Origin of the sequence: Flavobacterium sp. (assembly GCF_039930565.1) — a bacterium.
GTDB lineage: Bacteria > Bacteroidota > Bacteroidia > Flavobacteriales > Flavobacteriaceae > Flavobacterium.
Window position 1 is genome coordinate 1 of the sequence record NZ_JBDTTP010000005.1, and the last position, 20,712, is coordinate 20,712.

Genomic DNA, 20,712 nt, shown 5'->3' on the forward strand with positions numbered 1-20,712 from the left:
TGCACTGTGAAACGGTTATTATTTCTACTGGTGCTACTGCAAAATATTTAGGATTGCCATCAGAACAACATTATTTGCAAATGGGTGGTGGGGTTTCTGCCTGTGCAGTTTGTGACGGATTCTTTTACCGTAATCAGGAAGTGGTAATTGTTGGAGCAGGGGATTCTGCTTGTGAAGAAGCACATTACCTATCAAAATTGTGTAAAAAAGTTACGATGTTAGTAAGAAGCGAAAAATTCAGAGCTTCTAAAATCATGGAAGAGCGCGTTCGTAAAACCGAAAATATTAAGATTTTATTAAATCATGATACAGTTGAGGTTTTAGGTGATGGAAATGTTGTTCATGCCATTAAAGCTTTAAACAAAACGACAGCTGAAGTTATTGAAATTCCTGCAACAGGATTTTTCGTTGCAATAGGGCACAAACCAAACACTGATATTTTTAAAGATTATATAACACTTGATGAAACAGGATATATTATTAATGTTCCTGGTACCTCAAAAACTAATGTAGAAGGTGTTTTTGTAGCTGGAGATGCTGCTGATCATGTGTACCGTCAGGCAATAACTGCTGCAGGCACCGGATGTATGGCTGCTTTGGATGCTGAACGTTATTTGGCTGCAAAAGAATAAGAAAAGTTTCAAGTTTTCTTTGTTTCAGGTTTGAAGTTCTCTTAAATGTGAATACTTAAAAACAAAAAGTCCCAATCAGTTCGATTGGGACTTTTTGTTTTTTTAATTCCAACAACTTGAAACAAATTAAACCTGAAACTTGAAACTACTATTTTATCTTCTTAATCAATTTAGCTTCTTCACTAAAACGGGTCAATTCTATTTTTGGTTTTCCTAAAAGTGAAATTTCCGCTTTATCTCCAATTGCTAATGAAATTGATGTTTCTGATAAAATACTTCCGGTGGCATAACTTTCAGCAGTAACATTTGCTTCTTTTAAATTCAATTTTGTTCCGATGAAATTAGAATTATTATCCAGACGAATTGTGGCTTTTTCAGCTATTCCCTCAAGAGTTGCTGACGATTTTTGATACAAATCACATTTGAATTTAATTGACGAGACTAATGATTTTACAGAAGCATTTTTACTTAATTGCAAACTGGCTTCATCAGCTTTTAGGTTAATCTCCGATTTTGACTTGTCATCAGCAATCAGAGTGAATTTCTTAGCATTGACATTCAAAAACAATTTCGAAAAATCCACACTGTTAAAAGTGATGTCATCCAGTAACAATTCCTGAATAGCATAAATTTTTGACTCATTTTTGGCTGTCACTTTCGTAAGTGATTTAGTATATGTTATATGAACAGTCAGCTTTTTAAAAATAGTAGATTCTTTTGAGGTGTATAACCTGAGGACTCTTTCTCTCAAATCCATCCCCACGATATCATGCAGGTTATCATCTGCTTCGATTTTGATTTCATTTTTTTCTCCACGTTCCAGATATATTTCCAAATTGTCTTCAGCTTCAATAGCATCAAAATCCCCCACTTCCTTTACAGACGTGGTAACGATTTTTGTTCCCTTTATTTTTTCTCTTTTCTGGGCAAATGTCAATGTTGTAAAAAGTAATAATAGTAGTAAGGCTGTATTCTTTTTCATTAATTTTAGATTTGAGTTTTGACAAATATAAAAAAATCATCCACTTTTTAGGGATGATTTTTTTATATTTTAAGAATCAGAGTAAAGTTATCCGTTATTTATACTTCCTCCTGAATTTGATTTTTGCTCCAGAGTTTTTGGTGATCCTTCATAATTGATACTCGCTCCGCTATTGGCTTCCGCTTTTAAGCTTACTTTTGGGTGAATGCTTATAGACGCTCCGCTTGAAGCATCAGCATCAATATCATTCGCTATTAATTTTTTGGCATCAATAGTACTTCCGCTTGAAGCATCTATTTTTAATTTTAAAGCTTTTCCTTCTACGTTTATGGTACTTCCGCTGCTTGCGCTGCATATAACAGAATCAGATTCTGTATTTATATTGATTGTTGAAGCGCTTGATGATTCTAAATCAATTTTCTCTCCCAAAATTACCTTTTTGCTATTGATGGAAGAGGCACTTGAAGCTTCCAGTTTTTCAACAACAGGCATTTTTACCGTTACTTTTTTGGTAACGTCGTTAAATGAGCTGTATTTGCATGAAATTATCAGCGTACCGTTCTCCACTTTTGTTGTAATTTCTTTCTGTAAATTATCATCAGCTTCAACAATAATTTCGGTAGCATCAGATTGTTCAATAACCACGTCAATAGCATTGCTTACGGAAACATTTTTAAAATCTCCCTCAACAATCCTTTTTTCAGTTGTGATATTTCCGCTTCCTTCAATTGAATTCATGTTAAAATTACAGGATGCGAACAGTAATGCAGTAATTGTAGCAATAATGAATTTTGTAATGTGAATGATTATTTTGATCATGGTTAATTGATTTTGATTATGACTCCGTTTTTATCTGTGGTCAAACGTCCTGAACTTTTTTTTCCGTTAAGAACCTCTTTGCCGTTTATTTTAATTGAAACTTCTTTTACTGTATCATTGTCAATACTATTTTCTTCCTCTACATCTTCAAAGTCATTTTCATCCGCCGGACAATTAAGGCATTTAATTTTTGAACCTTCTACTTTGTAGTTATAATTTCCACTAAAGTGTAAGTTGAAAAAATTATCATCAGAATCGTCATAATCCTCAACAGATGTATCCGGTTTAAATAATTGTCCTTCTGGTAAGTACAAATATACCTCAACTTCCTGACCTCTGTATTTGTTTTTTACGTCTGTAAGAAAATAATTATCCAAAATTAATTGATTTCCCCTAATTTCAACGTTATAATTTATTTTTTCTGCTCTTTTTTTTGCGGAAGTAAATGAATTTCCTCTGGCGCTCTTTTCTATTTGAATGTAAGGTGCTTTTTCATCAGTATGCAAAACACGCAAACGTACATTTGTAGAGTAAATCAACTGATTGTTGACAGAGTCCTGAACAAATTCAAACTCTCTGTGGCGGTCAAGGCCTTTAGCAAAATAATTATTGTATTTGAATTTTACAAAAAGGGTATCTGTTGGCTGAATAGCAATGGCTTTTTTCTCAACCATTTTGTTGTCATAAGAAACTTCAGTGGCTTGCTTAATTCCAATGCTAATGGCAATTGCAATAGCTATAATCCAAATGGCCAACAAAGTATATTTTGCTATGTTTCCAATTGATTTCATGTTCGGTGCCAACAATTTGAAGCCTAAAAGCGTCATAAAGAAAAATGGTATTCCCACAGCAAAGAACATTAACAAACCAAATGACCAGATAGGATATTCTGTAAAGTTTCCTGCTTCAATAAAGTTTTGCCATGGAAAATCAATAAAAACATTGGTTCCTAAAGTAAATACGCCAACTAGTAAAAAGAACAACACTGTAATTCCTCCAATAATTAAAATAACACCTAAAAACTTAGCAAAGATTTTAAAAACGGTCATGATAAAGTCTCCAAAGGAACTACTTATTTTTTCTGCCCCTGACCTTACGTGGTTTCCCATTGCATCATAATCAGCATTTTTAAATTTATCTGATAATGATTCAATTTCCTCACGAACCTTTTTTTCAATGTTTGAAATAGTGACCGGCTCACCGGTCATTTCAAGTTTTTCAGATGTTGTAATGGCTTCCGGAGTTACTACCCATAGTACAAAGTAAGCAAGAATACCAGTCCCAAATCCAGCAAAAACAAATACTAGGAATACAATTTTTATCCATACAGCATCTACTCCAAAATAATGTCCCAAACCGGTGGCAACACCTCCAATCATACCGTTTTCCTTATCGCGATATAATTTTTTATTTTTTCTGGTACCAGTATTAGCATAGGATTGGTTTGATTTTTCTTCATCTTCAAGGATGTAATCTTCAGGTTGTCCCATTACTGCAATCACTTCATCAACATCTTTCAGTCCCACAACATGTTTTTCGCTTTTTTGTTTCTCGTTTAATAATTCAGAAACACGCATTTCAATGTCTTTAATAATTTCATCTTGTCCGGATGAGCTATTCAATGATCTTTTTATGGCGTCAAAATAGCGTGTCAATTTTAAATATGCATCTTCATCGATGTGAAAAAACATACCGCCTAAGTTAATATTTACTGTTTTGTTCATGACTTATTGATTTTGATTGGTGATTAGTTTTACGGCGTCTGATAATTCTGTCCAGGTACCGTTTAATTCATTTAAAAATGTTTGTCCTATTTCGGTTAACCCGTAATATTTACGTGGTGGTCCTGAGGTTGATTCTTCCCAGCGATAATTAAGCAAACCGTCATTTTTCAGCCGGGTTAATAGCGGATAAACCGTTCCCTCGACAACGAGTAATTTTGCGTTTTTCAAAGTGTCTAATATTTCAGAGGTGTAAGCGTCTTTTTCTTTTAATACAGATAAGATGCAAAACTCAAGAACACCTTTGCGCATCTGTGCTTTTGTGTTTTCAATGTTCATAATTTCATTTTGTTTTTTTTAGATTGAACAATTCGTTTTTTGATTGATGATGATTGATTTTTCAGGAGCTGTTTCCTGCTATCCGCTTTATCTTTTATGGCGAACCCCGCCACAAAAGGATGTCGCTGCTATCAGGGCTAGGGCTCCAGTATTTATGATAACTTTTAATCTTTAATGAACTACTTTATAAAAGGAATCGTCAAAGGATATTTGTACAATTCTCCGTTAGATGTTTTTATAGAAGCGTAAATCACTAAAAAGAATTCCACTACTTTTAAAACTCCAAAAAGTAATACAGCTGTTGCCCCAATACTTAATAATCCAATGTTTCCTTCAAAGTTGAAATTTCTGATTTCAAAATCCTCATTGTTAAAAACGGCTTCCATTGGAAGATTCTGTAAAAAGACAGTAATAAAAATCGGAATTGCAATTAAGGCTAAAATCAAAGTGTAAAGCAAAAGGCTTAATTGAAAATTCAATGTCTGTTTCCCGTGGTGATTTACAAATTCTGATTTGTCTTTTTGACTCGTCCAGATTAGAATTGGAAAAATATAATTTCCAAACGGAATAAAATATTGACTCAATGTACTTAAATGCGTAAATGTTGCTGTATTTTTTTCTGTTGTGTTTTCCATGATGAGTGGTGTTAATTTTTTGATGATTAAAAGCATATAGTAATTTCTTATGCAAATATATGGCTAAAAGACAGTATCTTGTTTTACATAGTACCAAATATTAACAAATTTTTAACAAATATATAAATGTACTTAGTAATAAAATAGCACAATATAATCTGTTAGATACTGTATTCATTGTTATTTTAGAAAATAAATTGCAATTTACTGTGCGTGCATAGTTTTTTTGTATTTTTACATAAAAAAGAATCACATGGCAGTTTCAGTTTCCAAACTCAATAAATTTGTATTATTCAAATTACCATCAGCATATATTTGCGGCGTTCGGGTAAAAGCAATTAACAAAGACAGTTGTACCGTAAGTGTAAAACATAGGTGGATTAATCAAAATCCGTTTAACTCGATGTATTTTGCTGTTCAGGCTATGGCAGCCGAACTAACTACCGGAGCTTTGGTAATCTCTCAAATTCAGGAAAACGGGAGAAAGATTTCTATGCTCGTTGCCAACAATAAAGGAAACTTTACCAAAAAAGCAACCGGAAGAATTACATTTGTCTGCAACGACGGACATTTAATTACCGAAGCAATTCAGCAAACAATAGCAACAGGAGAGGGGCAAACCTTCTGGATGAAATCTATAGGAACTGACGAAAAAGGAATTCAGGTATCAGAAATGGATTTCGAATGGAGCGTCAGACTAAAATAAACAAAGAAGCAGTTTTCTTGATCTTTTGTGGAAGATATTATTTTTAACAGCGATATAAAGTCTTTTAATAGATGAGAATTTGTAAAAATTAACGTTAGCTTTCGTAATAATTTTTTTTTCTCGCTTTATTATTTAATCTTACGTTTATAATATACCTTAATTAAATATTGTATTACTATTATTGCGAATAAAAGGATAATAAGAAACAGTTCAAATGTTACTATAGCAACCATAGGCATTCCACATCTGGGTTCTCCATTATAAGTGTTTTTTAAGTCTTGTAATACAGAATTATAAACCAGATATGAAATGATAACTTGCAATATAATACTAAAAAGGCACACTTTAGAAAGGCTTAATTTTATTGTATAAATGGAAGATTTTAATCCAAATAAAATTTGGAAAATTAATGGCAAAACAAGTAGTAGAAGAGTAAAAATCCCGTACATAGTTTAATTATAAGTTGATTTTTATCATTTCAAAAGTAATGCCAATGTAAATCGGCTTGCTTTTTAAGATAAAAGATTACTATCTGCCAGTAACATTATCAGTTTTAAATTTAAGCTTTTACTTTTGCCCGCTGCTTATCACCCCATTCTTTCAAATGATTAATAAAGGGGATAAGTTCTTTGCCAATATCAGTTAATGAATATTCTACTTTTGGAGGCACTTCATGATATACTTTTCTTGAAACCAATTCATCTTCTTCCAATTCCCTTAATGTCTGGGTTAACATTTTTGGTGTTATATCCATTAATGTTTTTCGTAATTCGCCATAACGGAGGATTTTTTTATTACTTAAATTCCATAAAATCCTTCCTTTGTACTTGCCGCCAATTCTTTTAAAAGCATAGTCTACAGAGCAAACTACGTCTGTGCAACTATCAATAAAATTATTTTTTGCCATTTTTTTAATTTTAAATAATTGATTATCAATATTAGTATACTTTTAGTATGTAGGTTACAAGAAAGTGCATACTTGTGGTAAAGATACTAATATAATACTTTTGTACTTTAATTTAAAATAAATATTATGAAAGCAATACTATTGAATGAACCAGGAAAAGCATCCAACTTAAGATATGTCGATATTTCGAAACCGGAAATTGACGATAATGAAGTATTGGTAAAAGTAAGTGCCCTGAGTATTAATCCTGTTGATTACAAAACCAGATCATCAGAAGGAATGATTAATATGTTTTTTGAACAACAGCGTCCTGTTATTTTAGGTTGGGATTTATCAGGAACAATTGTAGAATCAGGAAAAAATGTGACTGATTTTAATCTAAACGATGAAGTATTTGGAATGGTAAATTTTCCCGGAAAAGGAAAAGCGTACGCAGAATATGTGGCAGTTCCGGCTTCACATCTTACTTTAAAACCAGAAAACATTTCTCATGAAGAAGCTGCAGCCGGAACTCTTGCTTTGCTTACAGCGTGGCAGGCTTTGGTTACAAATGGAAAAATAAAAGAAGGCGATAAAGTTTTAATTCATGGAGCTTCGGGCGGAGTAGGGCATTATGCAACACAAATTGCGAAACATTTTAAAGCGTATGTAATTGGCACTTCATCAGCAAAAAATGCAGCTTTTGTTTTGCAAAATGGAGCCGATAAACATATTGATTACACTACAACTAATTTTGAAAATGAAGTTTCAGATGCAGATCTGGTTTTAAATTCAATTTCTGATGAAATCAATAATCGCTCAATCGACATTGTAAAACCGGGAGGAAAAATAATTTATATATTAGGCACAATTGCTCCTGAATTTGCAGAAAAAGCTAAAAATAAAAATGTTGATTTAATTTCAATGCTAGTGGAGTCTTCAGGAAAAGATATGGATACCTTAGCCGGTTTGATGCAAAAGGGAATAATCAAATCGCATGTTTCGGAAACATTTTCATTCTATGAAATGGAAAAAGCACATTTACAATTAGAAACCGGAAGAACTGTTGGTAAAATTGTACTTACCCTTTAATATAATTTAAGTAAAAAACATCTGTTCAGGCAAATTTTGAACTGATGTTTTTTTTATTTCTATTTATTCAGATTTATATTCTTCAGAATAATATTGAGAAACCCAGAGATCAAAATTTTCTTTGTATTCCTGCTGTGCAGCTTCAATAATTGCTGTAGTATCTTTTTCTCCTTTTACAGAATCAAGGTTGAAGTTTGCTTTAAGCCATTTTATGTATTCTTATAATCCTTCACTCTCTTGGTAATCTTCTTCATCTTTATGGAAATAAACCTCCTCGTGATCAACAGAAATTTCTGAGTCAAAAGTAAGCAGCTGTATCAATTCTGTTACGTTTTTTGCAGTAACATGGTAGCCGCCTTCATCGCCAAAAATCAATACAGGTAATTCACTTAACGATTTGTTTTTTCCACCATCCCATAAAACATACATAGAACCAGAACGATTGGTTTAAGAAAAGGCATTAGATTACCTAAAAAACCAAGATCTTCACACCAGCTTTAAACCCTGAGAATAATTTTCGAATCCAAGTTCTTCGTTTACCTCAAAAAATAAAGTTAGTTCAGGCCGTAATCGGATTGTTAAATTTTTTTTTTTAAATCTTCTAATGTCATAGTTATTTGGTTTGTTTTATAAAGGTAAAATATATCTAAATTATACAATCCATGCATCTTCTATCGTATCAACAACCCATTTGTCTTTTACTTTTTTAATATTGAGTCGGTAACCATATCCGCACATATTTTGCTAATAACTATTATTATCGATATGTTTTTTAGAAAACTAAGATATAATTTATTTGATACTAAAATCTGTTTTTTTTGCGCACTTTTAGTAATAATCTATAAGCTTCATAAAATAATCAATAATTCAAATTTACTCCAAATCCAATCCCCATATCACTATCATAATGTGTCGTAATTCCTAAGTTTCTGGCGACAATATATTTTAAACCTGCACTATATTCCTTATCTGTATTCCACATCAAATTCATTCGTAAACGCCTTGCAAGCGGAATGTCTTTTCTTTCAAATTGCATTCTCATATTTCCATCCGTATAAACTTCAACATGGGCTTTTATGAGCATAGGTAAAGTATATTCAATACCGGCGCTTAAAACCGAACGATTGTCTTTGGTATTCGATTGCCCAAAAATATTTTGTTCCTGTTCTTCCATTCCCATTTTTCTGTAGCGCCAGTCAAAACCAATAAAAGGCATCAACCATTGATTTTTTCCGATGTAACGGCCAATATGGGTTTCCGTTTCATAACCGTGCATGTCATTATAACCCAATCTCCATTCTGTTCCAATACTCCAGCGCGTGTTGCTGTACATGGCTTCTCCGTCATTTCCGTTTGATGCAAAATCATTTTCTCCCATAAAATGAAACATACGATCATCCATTTTTAGCATTTTATATGCCATTTTCGGATCATGAATTAGTGGATTTGGTGCAGAATTTTCATAGCTAAAAATACGTCCCATTCCTGCCATCATATGATACAATATATGACAATGAAAAAACCAGTCGCCGTCAGCATTTGCCTGAAATTCGATCGTATCGGTTTCCATTGGCATAATATCAATCACATTTTTGAGAGGAGAATAATCACCATGTTCATTTAAAATTCTGAAATCGTGTCCGTGTAAATGCATCGGGTGGCGCATCATCGATCCGTTATACAATACAATCCTGACGTTTTCTCCTTTTTTGATTAAGATTTTATCTGTTTCAGAAATCACCTTGTTGTCTAAACTCCAGACGTAGCGATTCATATTTCCCGACAATTCGAAATGCATTTCTTTTACATTCGCCTCTTTTGGAAGATTTGTTTTTGTGGGCGATTTCAGCATTCCGTAATTTAAAGTAACAATATCGGCTGATTCGATAGTGTCATTTTCCATTGTCATTTCTTCCATTTTATGTTCCAAATGATTTATGGTGTTAGAATTTTCATTTTCACCGGTCATTTCAGGATACATTACTGCATTCATGTCCATTTTATTCAATGACATATTCATGCCCATATCGTTCATTTTGCCATTCATTTTCATCATGCTGTTCATCATCTTCATACCTTCAAAATATTTTAATTTCGAAAGAGTAGTGACAGGCTGTTTGGTACCAGTGCCCAAAAACAAAGAAGCCGATCCGGTTCTGTCTTCGGCTGTAGCCAAAAAAGCAAAGGATTTATTCTCTTCAGGAATTGTAACTACAATGTCATATGTCTCAGAAACGGCAATGATCAAACGGTCGACTTCTACAGGTTCAACATCGTTTCCGTCGCTAGCAACAACTGTTATTTTTTCACCTCCGTAAGTCAGCCAGAAGTAGCTTGATGCACCGCCGTTTGCAATGCGAAGCCTGACTTTTTCCCCCGGCTTAAACTGCGAAAGCTGATGTTCATTTTTCCCATTAATTAAAAACTTCTCATAATACACATCGCTCACATCCATGGCATTCATACGCTTCCATTCGTTAGTGACTTTTGTTGTAAAATGTTTTTGTTTAATGGCTTCGGCATAACTTTGAGTAGTTCCCTTTTTTATGGCAAACCAATCATTGGCATTGTGCAGCATACGTTGAATGTTTTCCGGTTTTAAATCCGTCCATTCGCTTAAAATTATGGGGATTGTTGGCAAATCGTCAATTCCTTTCCTAAAAGTCGAATCCCCATTCTTTTTATTGATGATAAAGAGTCCGTAAAGACCAATTTGTTCCTGCAGACCCGAATGGCTGTGATACCAATAGGTTCCGTTCTGGATAATTGGAAAAGTATATTTGTGTGTTGTTGCGGGTTTAATTGGCATTTGAGTTAAATACGGAACACCATCTTGTTTGTTTGGTAAAAATAATCCGTGCCAATGAAGAGAGGTGCTTTCTTTTAATTCGTTGTGAACATAAATTTCCGCAATATCTCCTTCTGTAAAGGTTAAAGTTGGCATCGGAATCTGACCATTTACGGCAAATGCATGTTTTTCTTTTCCGGAAAAATTGACAATTGTATCGCGCATGTATAAATCGTAACGTACAATCTTCTGTGCCTTCATTGTTATTGCAACAAAGAAGGTTAAAACTATATAATTGAGTTTCATAAGATTTAAAGTTTTAAATTTCGCAAACGCAATGCATTTACGATTACCGATACAGAACTCAAGCTCATCGCTAAAGCTGCTAACATCGGCGAAAGCAAAATTCCGAAAAATGGATATAAAATTCCTGCTGCAATGGGTATACCTAAAACATTATATATGAAAGCGAAAAATAAGTTTTGTTTGATGTTTGACATTACGGCGTGGCTGAGTTCTTTAGCCTTAACGATTCCGTTTAAATCTCCTTTTACCAATGTTATTTTAGAGCTTTCAATCGCAACATCAGTGCCGGTTCCCATAGCAATTCCAATATTTGCTTGTGCTAAAGCGGGTGCATCGTTAATTCCATCGCCAGCCATCGCCACAATTTTGCCTTGGGCCTGCAAACGCTGAATTTCTTTTAGTTTGTCCTGGGGTAGATAATCGGCTTTGAACGAACTCAGATGTAAATTTGCAGCAACTGCTTTTGCTGTGTTGGCATTATCACCAGTTAACATAATAACTTCAACGCCCTGGTCAATTAATTCTTTTATTGCCTGGGCGCTGTTTTCTTTTATCGCATCAGTAATGGTAACGTAACCCAAAACTATCTGATTGATTGCGATATACGAAACGGTTTTACCTAAGCTTTGTTCTGCTGTTATTTTATTTTCAATATCATCAGAAATCAAGGCATTAACCTCAAGCATCAGTTTTTTATTTCCAAGTGCTGTTTTTTTCGTATTTACAGTTCCTAAAACTCCTTTTCCGGCAATTGCTTCAAAATCTGGAATTTCTGTTAAAGCAATATTTTTAGCTTTAGCGAAAGTAACAACGGCTTGAGCCAAAGGATGCTCGCTGTATTGGTTTAGTGAAGCAATACTTTGAAGCAAAGAATCAGTATCGTTATTGATCGCATAAATTTGCTCTACAGAGGGTTTTCCTTCTGTAATAGTTCCGGTTTTATCAGTGATCAGCACATCGATTTTGTTCATATTTTCTAAAGCTTCAGCATTTTTAATTAAGATACCGAGTTGCGCTCCTTTGCCCACTCCAACCATAACCGACATTGGAGTTGCCAATCCTAAAGCGCAGGGGCAGGCAATGATTAAAACCGCAATAGAATTAATGAATCCGTAAACGTACGCTGGTTCTGGACCAAATTTCGCCCAGACAATAAAAGTCAAAATAGAAATTATAAAGACTGTTGGAACAAAATATTTAGCCACTTTATCGGCTAATTTCTGAATTGGGGCTCTCGAACGGCTCGCATCATTTACCATTTGAATAATTTGTGAAAGCATGGTTTCTGAACCTACTTTTTCGGCAATCATAACAAAGGATTTTGTTCCGTTTATTGTGCCTGAAATTACAGCATCTCCCACTTTTTTATCTGCCGGAATTGGTTCTCCGGTAATCATAGACTCATCTATATTGCTTTCTCCGGTAGTGATTTTTCCATCAACCGGAATTTTTTCGCCTGGTTTGACACGCAATAAATCTCCTTTTTTTATATCGTGGATAGAAATCACTTTGTCATTTCCGTTTGCTGTCAAGGTGGCTTCTGTTGGAGCCAATTTCAATAATTGTTTTATTGCTCCGTTCGTTTGCCCGTGTGCTTTGGCTTCTAATAATTGTCCAAGCAAAACCAAAGTTATGATTACTGTTGCAGCTTCAAAATACAAATGAATCGTTTCATGATGCGATTTGAATTCTGCCGGGAAAATATCAGGAAAAAACATTCCGGCAATACTGAATAAAAAAGCAACGCTGGTTCCGATTCCGATAAGTGTAAACATGTTTAAATTCCAGCTCACAATCGATTTCCAGGCACGGACAAAAAACATCCAGCCTGCATAAAAAAGTACTGGAATTGAAAATAAGAATTGAACCCAATTCCAATTTTCAACACACATTATTTTATAAAGCGGATTGTCCGGAATCATTTCCGACATTGAAATAATAAAGATTGGCAGCGTAAATAATACTGCAATCTTCATTTTTTTTAATAAATCAGTATATGTTTTGTTTTCGTCAGTTTCAGAAGGTTGCGATGGGACTAAATCCATACCGCAAATGGGGCAATCGCCAAGTTCATTTGAAATAATTTCAGGATGCATTGGGCAGGTGTATTTCACATTGTTTAGGATAACTTGAGGAATCAAATCCATTCCGCAAACCGGACAATCTCCTGGTTTGTCATACGTTTTATCTCCTTCACAGTGCATCGGACAATAAAAAATACCAGTTGTTGTATGATGATGCATTCCAGTTGACTCTTTTTTGTGCTCATGTTCAGTATGATTTTCGTTTTTTTGAATTGAACAACATGATTTAACTGTTGCATCAGCAGCCTTTTTAGAAGAAGTCATCTCAATAGTATAATTTCCTGTTTGAGTTAAAGCTTCCTGAAATTTTTCTGTGGGAATATGTTTCTCCATTGTAATGGTTGCCAATGGAGGATTTAGAGTTACTTCAGCCTGAATTCCTTCCATCGAATTCAAAGTTTTTTCGACTTTTTTTCGACAGCCATCGCACGACATTCCTGAAATAGTATATTGATGAGTCATTGTTTTATCTTTTAAAGTATTACAATGCAAATTTCCGAAGTAACGTTTACTTGGGGTTGTATAATTTTGGGTATGATTTGTAAGATTTACAAAAGTTAAGTTTTTATTTTGGAGAAAACAATTTAATGGGTATAGAATCTCGCGAAGTCACAAGAGACTCTAATAATCGAACTTTGAGGTACTGCGACTTTATTAGAAATAGATTTTTTGCTATAACAGGAAAATAATTGTTTTACAAATTCTCGATCTGAATACGTTTTTTATCCTTCAATTGTTTGAAATAAGTAGGGGTGAAGCCTGTTGTCTTTTTAAACTGATTACTCAAATGCGCCACATTGCTATAATTCATCATATCGGCGATTTCACTTAAAGAAAGTTCATTATAAATAAGCAGCTCTTTTACCTTTTCTATTTTTTGGCTGATAAAATATTTTTCAATAGTAGTGTTTTCAATTTCTGAAAAAAGATTACTTAGTGCATTATAATCCTGATTAATGTTGTCTGACAGATAATCAGATAAGTTGGTTTTGAGTTCGTTATTTTTATGATGCACCAAATCAATAATAAGGGTTTTTATTCTCTCAATAGTTTTACTTTTTTTATCATCTATTAAGTCAAAGCCTAAAGCATGAAGATGAGTTAAAAGTTCCTTTTTTTGATCTTCAGATAAACTGTATTTGAGTTCAACCTCACCTAATTCGACAGAAATAGTCTGAAGTCCGAGTTTTTCAAATTCAGACTTCACAACCATTTTACATCGGCCACACACCATGTTCTTGATGTATAATGTCATATTATTTGATAGTTTCTACAACATTTCCGCAGGTTAACATCGAAGAGCCATAATACGGATTCTTAACTGCTTTTTCTTTGCTTAACCAATCAGCATCTGCCATTGGGCAATATTGTTTATACACAATTTGTTCAGATTTTAAAACTTTCATTAAATCATAAGTGTTCTTTGAAAGGGATTTAAAAGTATCACGTTGTTTTTTAAGATCTGTCGTAGCAGAAATGCTTTTTGCATCGGCATTCAGTTTTTTCATGACTTTCTTCCACACAGTTTGTTCGTTACTTTTTAGTTTGTCTATTTTTACAGCAGAAATCGCCGTCAGTAAATCTTTGGCTTTTGCCGAAGTTAATTTGCTGTCACTTTTAATAAGAGCATCTTTTACCGTAAAATACGCATCATACACACCTTGTAACTCACCTGAATTAAAATCTTCAATTGTAGTTGTTTTTATTTTGGATGTATTTGCCTGAATAAAATTTGCACCGAATAATAATGTAATTATTGATACTGCAATTGCTATTGATTTTTTCATAATATGATATTTATTAATTTATAAAACTTTCATCATTAAAATTACGTAAGTAGAAGTACAAAATTAGGAATTTTATTTTTCATGTGCTTTATAAGAGAGTAATAACTAAAGTTTTATAATTAGTGGTTTGTTTTATTCTGGAATAATTTTGTTAAATAACTTTCAGAATTAATCTTTATTACTTAGCAGTAATTAATTATGCTTAGATTTTATTCTATTTAATGTATTTTTTTCAATACTAAATATCTTATTTAGAGTAATTTAATGAATTTCAATAGAATTAAATTGACCCTGAATACTATTAAATGATTGTAAATTAAATGCTTCTGAAAAAATACAAGGAAATATTTTTTTGATTGCATTATTAAAACTACATTTCATAATTATTTGTTAAATACAGCAGGGATTGCATTTATTTAAATAGGACAACTATTAAATAAAGTGAAGAAAAACTATGTAATCGATTGATTTTTATAGCTCTATACGTTATAATTTAAAAAACAAAATAATATTTAGCGTTTTTTTATAATAAAAATTAAGAATGTGATATAAAAAGAGGTGATTATTTTTAATTAATAATTTATTTTATGAATTTTTTGGGAAATTTATTTTTTATATAGAATTTTTTTTTATGTTTGTGTAATCGATTACATGTGTATTTTTTATACACTATTGAATATATTATATGAGCATTTACAAGGGTTTTGAACGAATTTAAAATTTAAAATTAAAATTTAAAACTACTCATTTTGTATAATTTTTAGATAAAAAATGTAATTAAGCAACAATTTTATAAATATTAAACTTACTAAACAATTAATAATAACTAAACAGGAGACTATGAATTTTAAAGATTTACTTAATAAAGGAGCAAATTGTTGTTTTGCATTTGTTATCTTATTGTGTTTGCTATCAAGCAATCAGGTAAGTGCGCAAGGTGTAACACTGGAGGGTGTCGTAAAAGATGCTTCAGGCTTGACCCTGCCTGGTGTAAATGTATTAGAAAAAGGTACTAAAAATGGTGTTTCTACTGATTTTGATGGAAAATATAAATTAAAGCTATCTAATCCTAAAGCAACAGTAGTTTTTTCATATATTGGGTTTAAAACAAAAGAAGTTGCTGCAGCAGGAAAAAATAAAATTGACGTTTCCTTAGCGGATGAATCAAATACGTTAAATGAAGTTGTTGTAGTAGGATATGGTACTGTTAAAAAGTCTGATCTCACAGGAGCAGTAGCAACCTTATCTGGAAATGATTTGAGAAAAAATCCAGTCGCAAGTGTTGCTGAGGCTTTAACAGGTCGTTTAGCGGGTGTAAATGTAACTTCTTCAGAAGGTTCTCCGGATTCAGAAATTAAAATTAGGATTCGTGGTGGCGGTTCGTTAACACAAGATAGTTCTCCTTTAATAATTGTTGATGGATTTCCTGTAAACAGTCTTAGTGATATATCATCTTCCGATATTGAAAGCACGACAGTATTAAAAGATGCCTCTTCTACTGCTATTTACGGTTCAAGAGGAGCAAACGGTGTTATTATTGTAACGACCAAAAAAGGTAAAGACGGAAAATTACAAGTTAATTTCAATACTTTTTATGGTATGAAAACCCTGGCTAATGAAATTGACGCACAATCACCTGAAGATTTTGTAAAATGGCAATATGAGTATTCCTTACTTAAGGATGATAATGCTGACTCTTATGAAGAGTATTTTGGAAAATGGCAGGATTATGATTTGTACCAGGGATTAAAAGGAAATAATTGGCAAAAACAAATTTATGGTCGTACAGGTGAAGTACAAAGCCGTGATTTAGGAATACGCGGCGGATCTGAAAAAATTAATTTCAATTTTAATTATGCACATTACGATGAAAAAGCGATTATGATTGGCTCTAATTACAAAAGAGATAACCTGTCATTTGCTGTGAATAATAAGGCCAGCGACAAAATTGATCTTTCCTTTACAATGCGTTATTCGGATACGGATATTAATGGAGGAGGAAATAATGAAGTAAATGATAATCCTGCAGACTCGCGTTTAAAGCATGTTGTAGGATACTCCCCAATTCCAATGCCGGGTTTAACTACGAATGACACAGAGGAAGCTAATTCCAGTTATCTCGTTAATCCTTTTATTGCTGTTGCGGACAGCGACCGTCAGCAACAAAGAAAAAATTACAATATGTTAGGAAGCTTTTCCTGGAAAATAATTGAGAATCTACAGCTTAAAACTGATTTAGGATTAGATAACTATAATTATCTGGATTATCGTTTTTACGGTCGTTCTACTTTTTATTCGCGTAATACGCCTGCAATTGAAAACAGAGGAGCGCCTACACTTGTAATGACTGATCGTAAAGATTATCGTTTTAGAAATGCAAATACTCTAAACTATGATTTTAAAAAGATACTGGGTAAAAACCATGATTTGAAAATACTTGCCGGTGAAGAGATGATAGACTCCCGCAGAAATGATGTAAATACTACTGTTGAGGGTTTGCCTAATTTCTTTGACTTAGATAAGTCAATTCATCTGACTTCACAAGGTTCGCCTAGAATAGTAGATAATTATTATTTTCCGGATGATAAATTACTTTCTTTTTTCGGTCGTTTAAATTATGACTATAAAGATCGTTATCTTTTTACGGCTACTTATCGTGCTGATGGTTCAAGTAAATTTTTAGGTGATAATAAGTGGGGATACTTTCCTGCAGCAGCTGTTGCCTGGAAAATTTCTGAAGAGAGTTTCTTAAAAGATGTTTCCTGGGTAAATTCGCTTAAAGTCAGATTAAGTTATGGTGAAGCGGGTAATAATAACATACCAACCGGTCAGACTGCTCAAAGTTTTGAGGCAAACAATTCGACCTGGATAAACGGTCAGGGTAATTATTGGGCTCCATCAGGTATTCTTGCTAATCCCGATTTAAAATGGGAGACTACAGTAACACAAAATGCCGGTCTGGATTTTGATTTTTTCAAAGGAAGAATTAATGGTTCCCTTGAAATGTATAAAAATGTAACCAAAGATCTTTTGATCAATTTCCCTGTTAGTGGTACTGGTTATTCTACTCAGTATAGAAATATGGGAGAGACTCAAAATACAGGTTTCGAAGCCACATTAAATATTGCAGCAATTGAAAAGAAGGATTATGGATTGAATTTCTCCTTTAATATAGGAGTAAATAAAAACCGAATTAATTCTCTGGGAAGTTTGAGTGATTTTTATATAAATACAGATTGGACTTCTTCTTCTTCGGGCACAAGTAATGATTTTGCAGTTAAAGTTGGTTCTCCAATCGGATTGATGAACGGGTTTAAAAGTGATGGACGTTATGAAGTTTCTGACTTTGATTATGTAGGAGGTGAATATGTTCTGAAAGCCGGTATTGCTGATGATTCTGAAATTGTAGGCGATGCACAGCCTGGAGATATGAAATTAAAAGATCTTAATGGGGATGGTAAAGTAACAGTTGAGGATAAAACTATCATTGGTAATGCAAATCCAAAATATACAGGAGGTTTTGTATTAAATGCCAATGCTTATGGTTTTGATCTTTCAGCTGCATTTAATTTTAGTGTTGGAAATGATGTTTATAACGCAAATAAGGTAGAGTTTACTACTTCTACACCACAAGGGCAATATAGAAACTTAAGTTCACAAGTGGCAGATGGAAGCAGATGGACTAATATTGATTCAGCTACAGGTGCATTGGTTACTGATTCAGCTGCACTGACAGCTCTGAATACCAATACAACTATGTGGTCTCCTTATATGAGCCGTTTCGTTTTTAGTGACTGGGCTGTTGAAGATGGTTCTTTTTTAAGACTTAACACGCTTACCCTGGGGTATACTTCTCCGCAGGCTCTTGTATCTAAATTAGGTGTTTCTAAATTAAGGTTTTATTTTACAGCTAATAATGTTTTTGTTCTTACTAATTATTCTGGTCCTGATCCTGAGGTTTCTACCAGACGAAGAACTCCTTTAACGCCAGGTGTGGATTATTCTGCATATCCGCGTAGCAGACAATTGATTTTTGGTGTAAACCTTAATTTTTAATTTAAAAATAGCAAAATGAAATATAAAATAATAATAGCAGGATTGGTTATAGCAGGTCTTTTTAGCTCTTGTCAGGATTTTTCAGACGATTATCTGGATGCTCCTCCACAATCAACTCTAGATGAATCATTAATTTTTTCTACACCTGAATTAGCGAGAGATGCTGTAAACGGAATAAAATTATCATTTGGGGATACCAATTCTTACAGAGGACGATTTCTTCCTTTTTACGGAATGAATACTGATACAGAATGGTATAATTCCGGAGAAACTGCAGCTAATGACAAACCAGCTTTAGTTAATTATGACGCAAAGTCAACAAACTCACAAATGGATGTTGCTGAAACTGCAGGTGCCGGAGGTGGTAATCCCTGGACATCAATGTACAGAGGAATAGAAAGAGCGAATTTATGTATTCGTGGATTGCGTAAGTATGGTAAACCTGTTGCAGGATCAGAACTTGGCACTTTATTAGGAGAAGCATTAACGCTTCGTGCTATATTTTATTCTGATTTAATGAAATCACATGGGGATGTTCCTGCTCGTTTTGAACCAGTTACTACGCAAACATTATATTTACCAAGAACTAATCGTGACATAATTTACAAACAGATTATTCAGGATTTAGGTGAAGCGGCTACTTTGGTTCCATGGCCAAATGAAACTACTAAAACAACTAGTGTTGAGCAAATTAACAAAGCCTTTATAAAAGGATTTCGTGCCCGTTTGGCATTAGTAGCCAGCGGATATCAACAATATCCTGATGGAGTTAGAAGAAGTAATGATCCTGATCTTTCAGTAGCAAACATGTACGCTTTGGCATTACAAGAATCACGTGATGTTATAGAAAGTGGAAAAGCCAGCTTAAATCCTTCATTTGAAGCTTTTTGGAGAAATATTAATAAAGAAGTTTTAACAGCCGGAGGAGAATCTCTTTGGGAAATCCCTTTTTCTGCAGGAAGAGGAAAAATGTTAATCAGTTTTGCTGTTGTACATAATAATATAGATCAGTATCAGACTGGTGGACCTAATATTGGTGGTAGTGCAGGGCCTTTACCAACTGTTTTTTATGATTATGATCAAAAAGATACCCGTAGAGAAGTTACTTGTGTTCCTTACTTCTGGAGCAAACCTGTAAATGGAAAATCTAAACAGGAATTAGGTGTTATAAACGAATGGTATTTTGGAAAATATCGTTTTGAGTGGATGAACCGTATCGTTAACAATAAAGATGATGACGGTGTAAATAAGGTATATATGCGTTATGCAGAAGTGCTTTTAATTGCTGCAGAAGCTGCAAATGAAATTGAAGGCCCTGCTGCAGCAGCTCCTTATTTGAAAGATATACGAAGAAGAGCATTTGCACCTGCAGACCATGCTGTAAAGGTAGACGATTATGTAAATGCTTTTGTTGACAAACCAAGTATGCTGAAGGCAATTATTGATGAAAATAAATATGAACTAACAGGAGAAATGGAAAGAAAACAATCTCTTATTCGTTGGAATTTATTAAAAAAAAATTTAGATGAAGCTAAGGCAAAATTGTTTCAATTACAACAGCGTACAGGAGATTATGCAAATGTGCCAGTTGATGTCTATTATAAATATGCAGCAGATAATGAAACTCTAATTGTATATGGTTTAAACAAAGGAGAAACTCAAAATCCAGGTGCTGATTATACTCTTTTAGTCGATGATAAAGGATTAAGCGGATGGAATGTTTTAAAAGACGATAAAATAAATTCGCTTTATAAATTAGGGGTTAATCCTGATGCTAGACAATATTGGCCAATTTGGCAGAAACTTATTGATGCAAGTAACGGACAGCTAATCAATTATTAGAATATTAATATTTGATTGAGAAATTAATAATAAATTA

At 33.4% G+C, this 20,712-nt stretch carries 16 protein-coding genes; 5 read left to right on the plus strand and 11 right to left on the minus strand.

Annotation, left to right across the window (positions count from 1 at the left end):
- On the plus strand, positions 1 to 632 hold a 632-nt coding region (locus tag ABI657_RS02610), incomplete at its 5' end, for an FAD-dependent oxidoreductase (RefSeq protein WP_348095681.1).
- A 148-nt stretch (positions 633 to 780) separates the two neighbouring features.
- Here the strand turns inward: ABI657_RS02610 and ABI657_RS02615 are convergent.
- The 5 genes from ABI657_RS02615 to ABI657_RS02635 form a co-directional block, all read right to left on the minus strand.
- On the minus strand, positions 781 to 1,614 hold the full coding sequence (locus tag ABI657_RS02615; RefSeq protein ID WP_348095682.1) for a DUF2807 domain-containing protein: 834 nt from the start codon (positions 1,612 to 1,614) through the stop codon (positions 781 to 783).
- 87 nt (positions 1,615 to 1,701) lie between these two features.
- Positions 1,702 to 2,433: a head GIN domain-containing protein gene (locus tag ABI657_RS02620; RefSeq protein ID WP_348095683.1), complete on the minus strand. Its 732-nt coding sequence runs from the start codon at positions 2,431 to 2,433 to the stop codon at positions 1,702 to 1,704.
- Positions 2,434 to 2,435: 2 nt separating this feature from the next.
- The gene (locus tag ABI657_RS02625) at positions 2,436 to 4,157 is read right to left on the minus strand and encodes a PspC domain-containing protein (RefSeq protein WP_348095684.1); all 1,722 of its coding nucleotides are present in this window, start codon (positions 4,155 to 4,157) and stop codon (positions 2,436 to 2,438) included.
- Between the two features lie 3 nt (positions 4,158 to 4,160).
- On the minus strand, positions 4,161 to 4,493 hold the full coding sequence (locus ABI657_RS02630) for a PadR family transcriptional regulator (RefSeq protein WP_007804050.1): 333 nt from the start codon (positions 4,491 to 4,493) through the stop codon (positions 4,161 to 4,163).
- A 179-nt stretch (positions 4,494 to 4,672) separates the two neighbouring features.
- Positions 4,673 to 5,128 (minus strand): DUF4870 domain-containing protein, encoded by a 456-nt coding sequence (locus tag ABI657_RS02635; RefSeq protein WP_348095685.1) that lies wholly within the window; start codon positions 5,126 to 5,128, stop codon positions 4,673 to 4,675.
- A 253-nt stretch (positions 5,129 to 5,381) separates the two neighbouring features.
- Here ABI657_RS02635 and ABI657_RS02640 point away from each other — a divergent pair, with 253 nt between their 5' ends.
- A complete protein-coding gene (locus ABI657_RS02640; RefSeq protein WP_348095686.1) occupies positions 5,382 to 5,834 on the plus strand; it encodes a DUF4442 domain-containing protein in 453 nt (150 codons plus the stop codon).
- Positions 5,835 to 6,393: 559 nt separating this feature from the next.
- Here ABI657_RS02640 and ABI657_RS02645 read toward each other — a convergent pair.
- Entirely contained in the window at positions 6,394 to 6,741 is a 348-nt protein-coding gene (locus ABI657_RS02645) for a helix-turn-helix domain-containing protein (protein ID WP_348095687.1), read from the minus strand.
- Between the two features lie 126 nt (positions 6,742 to 6,867).
- On the opposite strand from ABI657_RS02645, the gene ABI657_RS02650 reads away from it, so the two are divergent.
- A complete protein-coding gene (locus ABI657_RS02650) occupies positions 6,868 to 7,812 on the plus strand; it encodes an NADP-dependent oxidoreductase (RefSeq protein ID WP_348095688.1) in 945 nt (314 codons plus the stop codon).
- 219 nt (positions 7,813 to 8,031) lie between these two features.
- Here ABI657_RS02650 and ABI657_RS02655 read toward each other — a convergent pair whose 3' ends face one another.
- The 5 genes from ABI657_RS02655 to ABI657_RS02675 form a co-directional block, all read right to left on the minus strand.
- Entirely contained in the window at positions 8,032 to 8,241 is a 210-nt protein-coding gene (locus tag ABI657_RS02655; protein ID WP_348095689.1) for a hypothetical protein, read from the minus strand.
- 430 nt (positions 8,242 to 8,671) lie between these two features.
- Positions 8,672 to 10,906, minus strand: coding sequence for a multicopper oxidase domain-containing protein (locus ABI657_RS02660; RefSeq protein WP_348095690.1), 2,235 nt, complete (start codon positions 10,904 to 10,906; stop codon positions 8,672 to 8,674).
- A gap of 5 nt (positions 10,907 to 10,911) precedes the next feature.
- Positions 10,912 to 13,452: a heavy metal translocating P-type ATPase gene (locus tag ABI657_RS02665; protein WP_348095691.1), complete on the minus strand. Its 2,541-nt coding sequence runs from the start codon at positions 13,450 to 13,452 to the stop codon at positions 10,912 to 10,914.
- Between the two features lie 232 nt (positions 13,453 to 13,684).
- The gene (locus ABI657_RS02670) at positions 13,685 to 14,245 is read right to left on the minus strand and encodes a helix-turn-helix domain-containing protein (RefSeq protein WP_348095692.1); all 561 of its coding nucleotides are present in this window, start codon (positions 14,243 to 14,245) and stop codon (positions 13,685 to 13,687) included.
- A 1-nt stretch (position 14,246) separates the two neighbouring features.
- Positions 14,247 to 14,777 (minus strand): DUF3347 domain-containing protein, encoded by a 531-nt coding sequence (locus ABI657_RS02675; protein ID WP_348095693.1) that lies wholly within the window; start codon positions 14,775 to 14,777, stop codon positions 14,247 to 14,249.
- Between the two features lie 840 nt (positions 14,778 to 15,617).
- Between ABI657_RS02675 and ABI657_RS02680 the strand changes: the two genes are divergently transcribed.
- Positions 15,618 to 18,833, plus strand: a complete 3,216-nt coding sequence (locus tag ABI657_RS02680) for a TonB-dependent receptor (protein ID WP_348095694.1) — start codon at positions 15,618 to 15,620, stop codon at positions 18,831 to 18,833.
- A 15-nt stretch (positions 18,834 to 18,848) separates the two neighbouring features.
- Positions 18,849 to 20,675, plus strand: coding sequence for a RagB/SusD family nutrient uptake outer membrane protein (locus ABI657_RS02685; RefSeq protein WP_348095695.1), 1,827 nt, complete (start codon positions 18,849 to 18,851; stop codon positions 20,673 to 20,675).
- Positions 20,676 to 20,712 lie beyond the last annotated feature (37 nt).

Bases quoted from the DNA above. Each gene is read 5' to 3' on its own strand.
- ABI657_RS02665 (WP_348095691.1), bottom strand. From the start codon at position 13,452: ATGACTCATCAATATACTATTTCAGGAATGTCGTGCGATGGCTGTCGA.
- ABI657_RS02615 (WP_348095682.1), bottom strand. From the start codon at position 1,614: ATGAAAAAGAATACAGCCTTACTACTATTATTACTTTTTACAACATTG.
- ABI657_RS02630 (WP_007804050.1), bottom strand. From the start codon at position 4,493: ATGAACATTGAAAACACAAAAGCACAGATGCGCAAAGGTGTTCTTGAG.
- ABI657_RS02680 (WP_348095694.1), top strand. From the start codon at position 15,618: ATGAATTTTAAAGATTTACTTAATAAAGGAGCAAATTGTTGTTTTGCA.
- ABI657_RS02650 (WP_348095688.1), top strand. From the start codon at position 6,868: ATGAAAGCAATACTATTGAATGAACCAGGAAAAGCATCCAACTTAAGA.
- ABI657_RS02660 (WP_348095690.1), bottom strand. From the start codon at position 10,906: ATGAAACTCAATTATATAGTTTTAACCTTCTTTGTTGCAATAACAATG.
- ABI657_RS02685 (WP_348095695.1), top strand. From the start codon at position 18,849: ATGAAATATAAAATAATAATAGCAGGATTGGTTATAGCAGGTCTTTTT.
- ABI657_RS02655 (WP_348095689.1), bottom strand. From the start codon at position 8,241: ATGTATGTTTTATGGGATGGTGGAAAAAACAAATCGTTAAGTGAATTA.
- ABI657_RS02625 (WP_348095684.1), bottom strand. From the start codon at position 4,157: ATGAACAAAACAGTAAATATTAACTTAGGCGGTATGTTTTTTCACATC.
- ABI657_RS02620 (WP_348095683.1), bottom strand. From the start codon at position 2,433: ATGATCAAAATAATCATTCACATTACAAAATTCATTATTGCTACAATT.
- ABI657_RS02670 (WP_348095692.1), bottom strand. From the start codon at position 14,245: ATGACATTATACATCAAGAACATGGTGTGTGGCCGATGTAAAATGGTT.
- ABI657_RS02640 (WP_348095686.1), top strand. From the start codon at position 5,382: ATGGCAGTTTCAGTTTCCAAACTCAATAAATTTGTATTATTCAAATTA.
- ABI657_RS02635 (WP_348095685.1), bottom strand. From the start codon at position 5,128: ATGGAAAACACAACAGAAAAAAATACAGCAACATTTACGCATTTAAGT.
- ABI657_RS02675 (WP_348095693.1), bottom strand. From the start codon at position 14,777: ATGAAAAAATCAATAGCAATTGCAGTATCAATAATTACATTATTATTC.
- ABI657_RS02645 (WP_348095687.1), bottom strand. From the start codon at position 6,741: ATGGCAAAAAATAATTTTATTGATAGTTGCACAGACGTAGTTTGCTCT.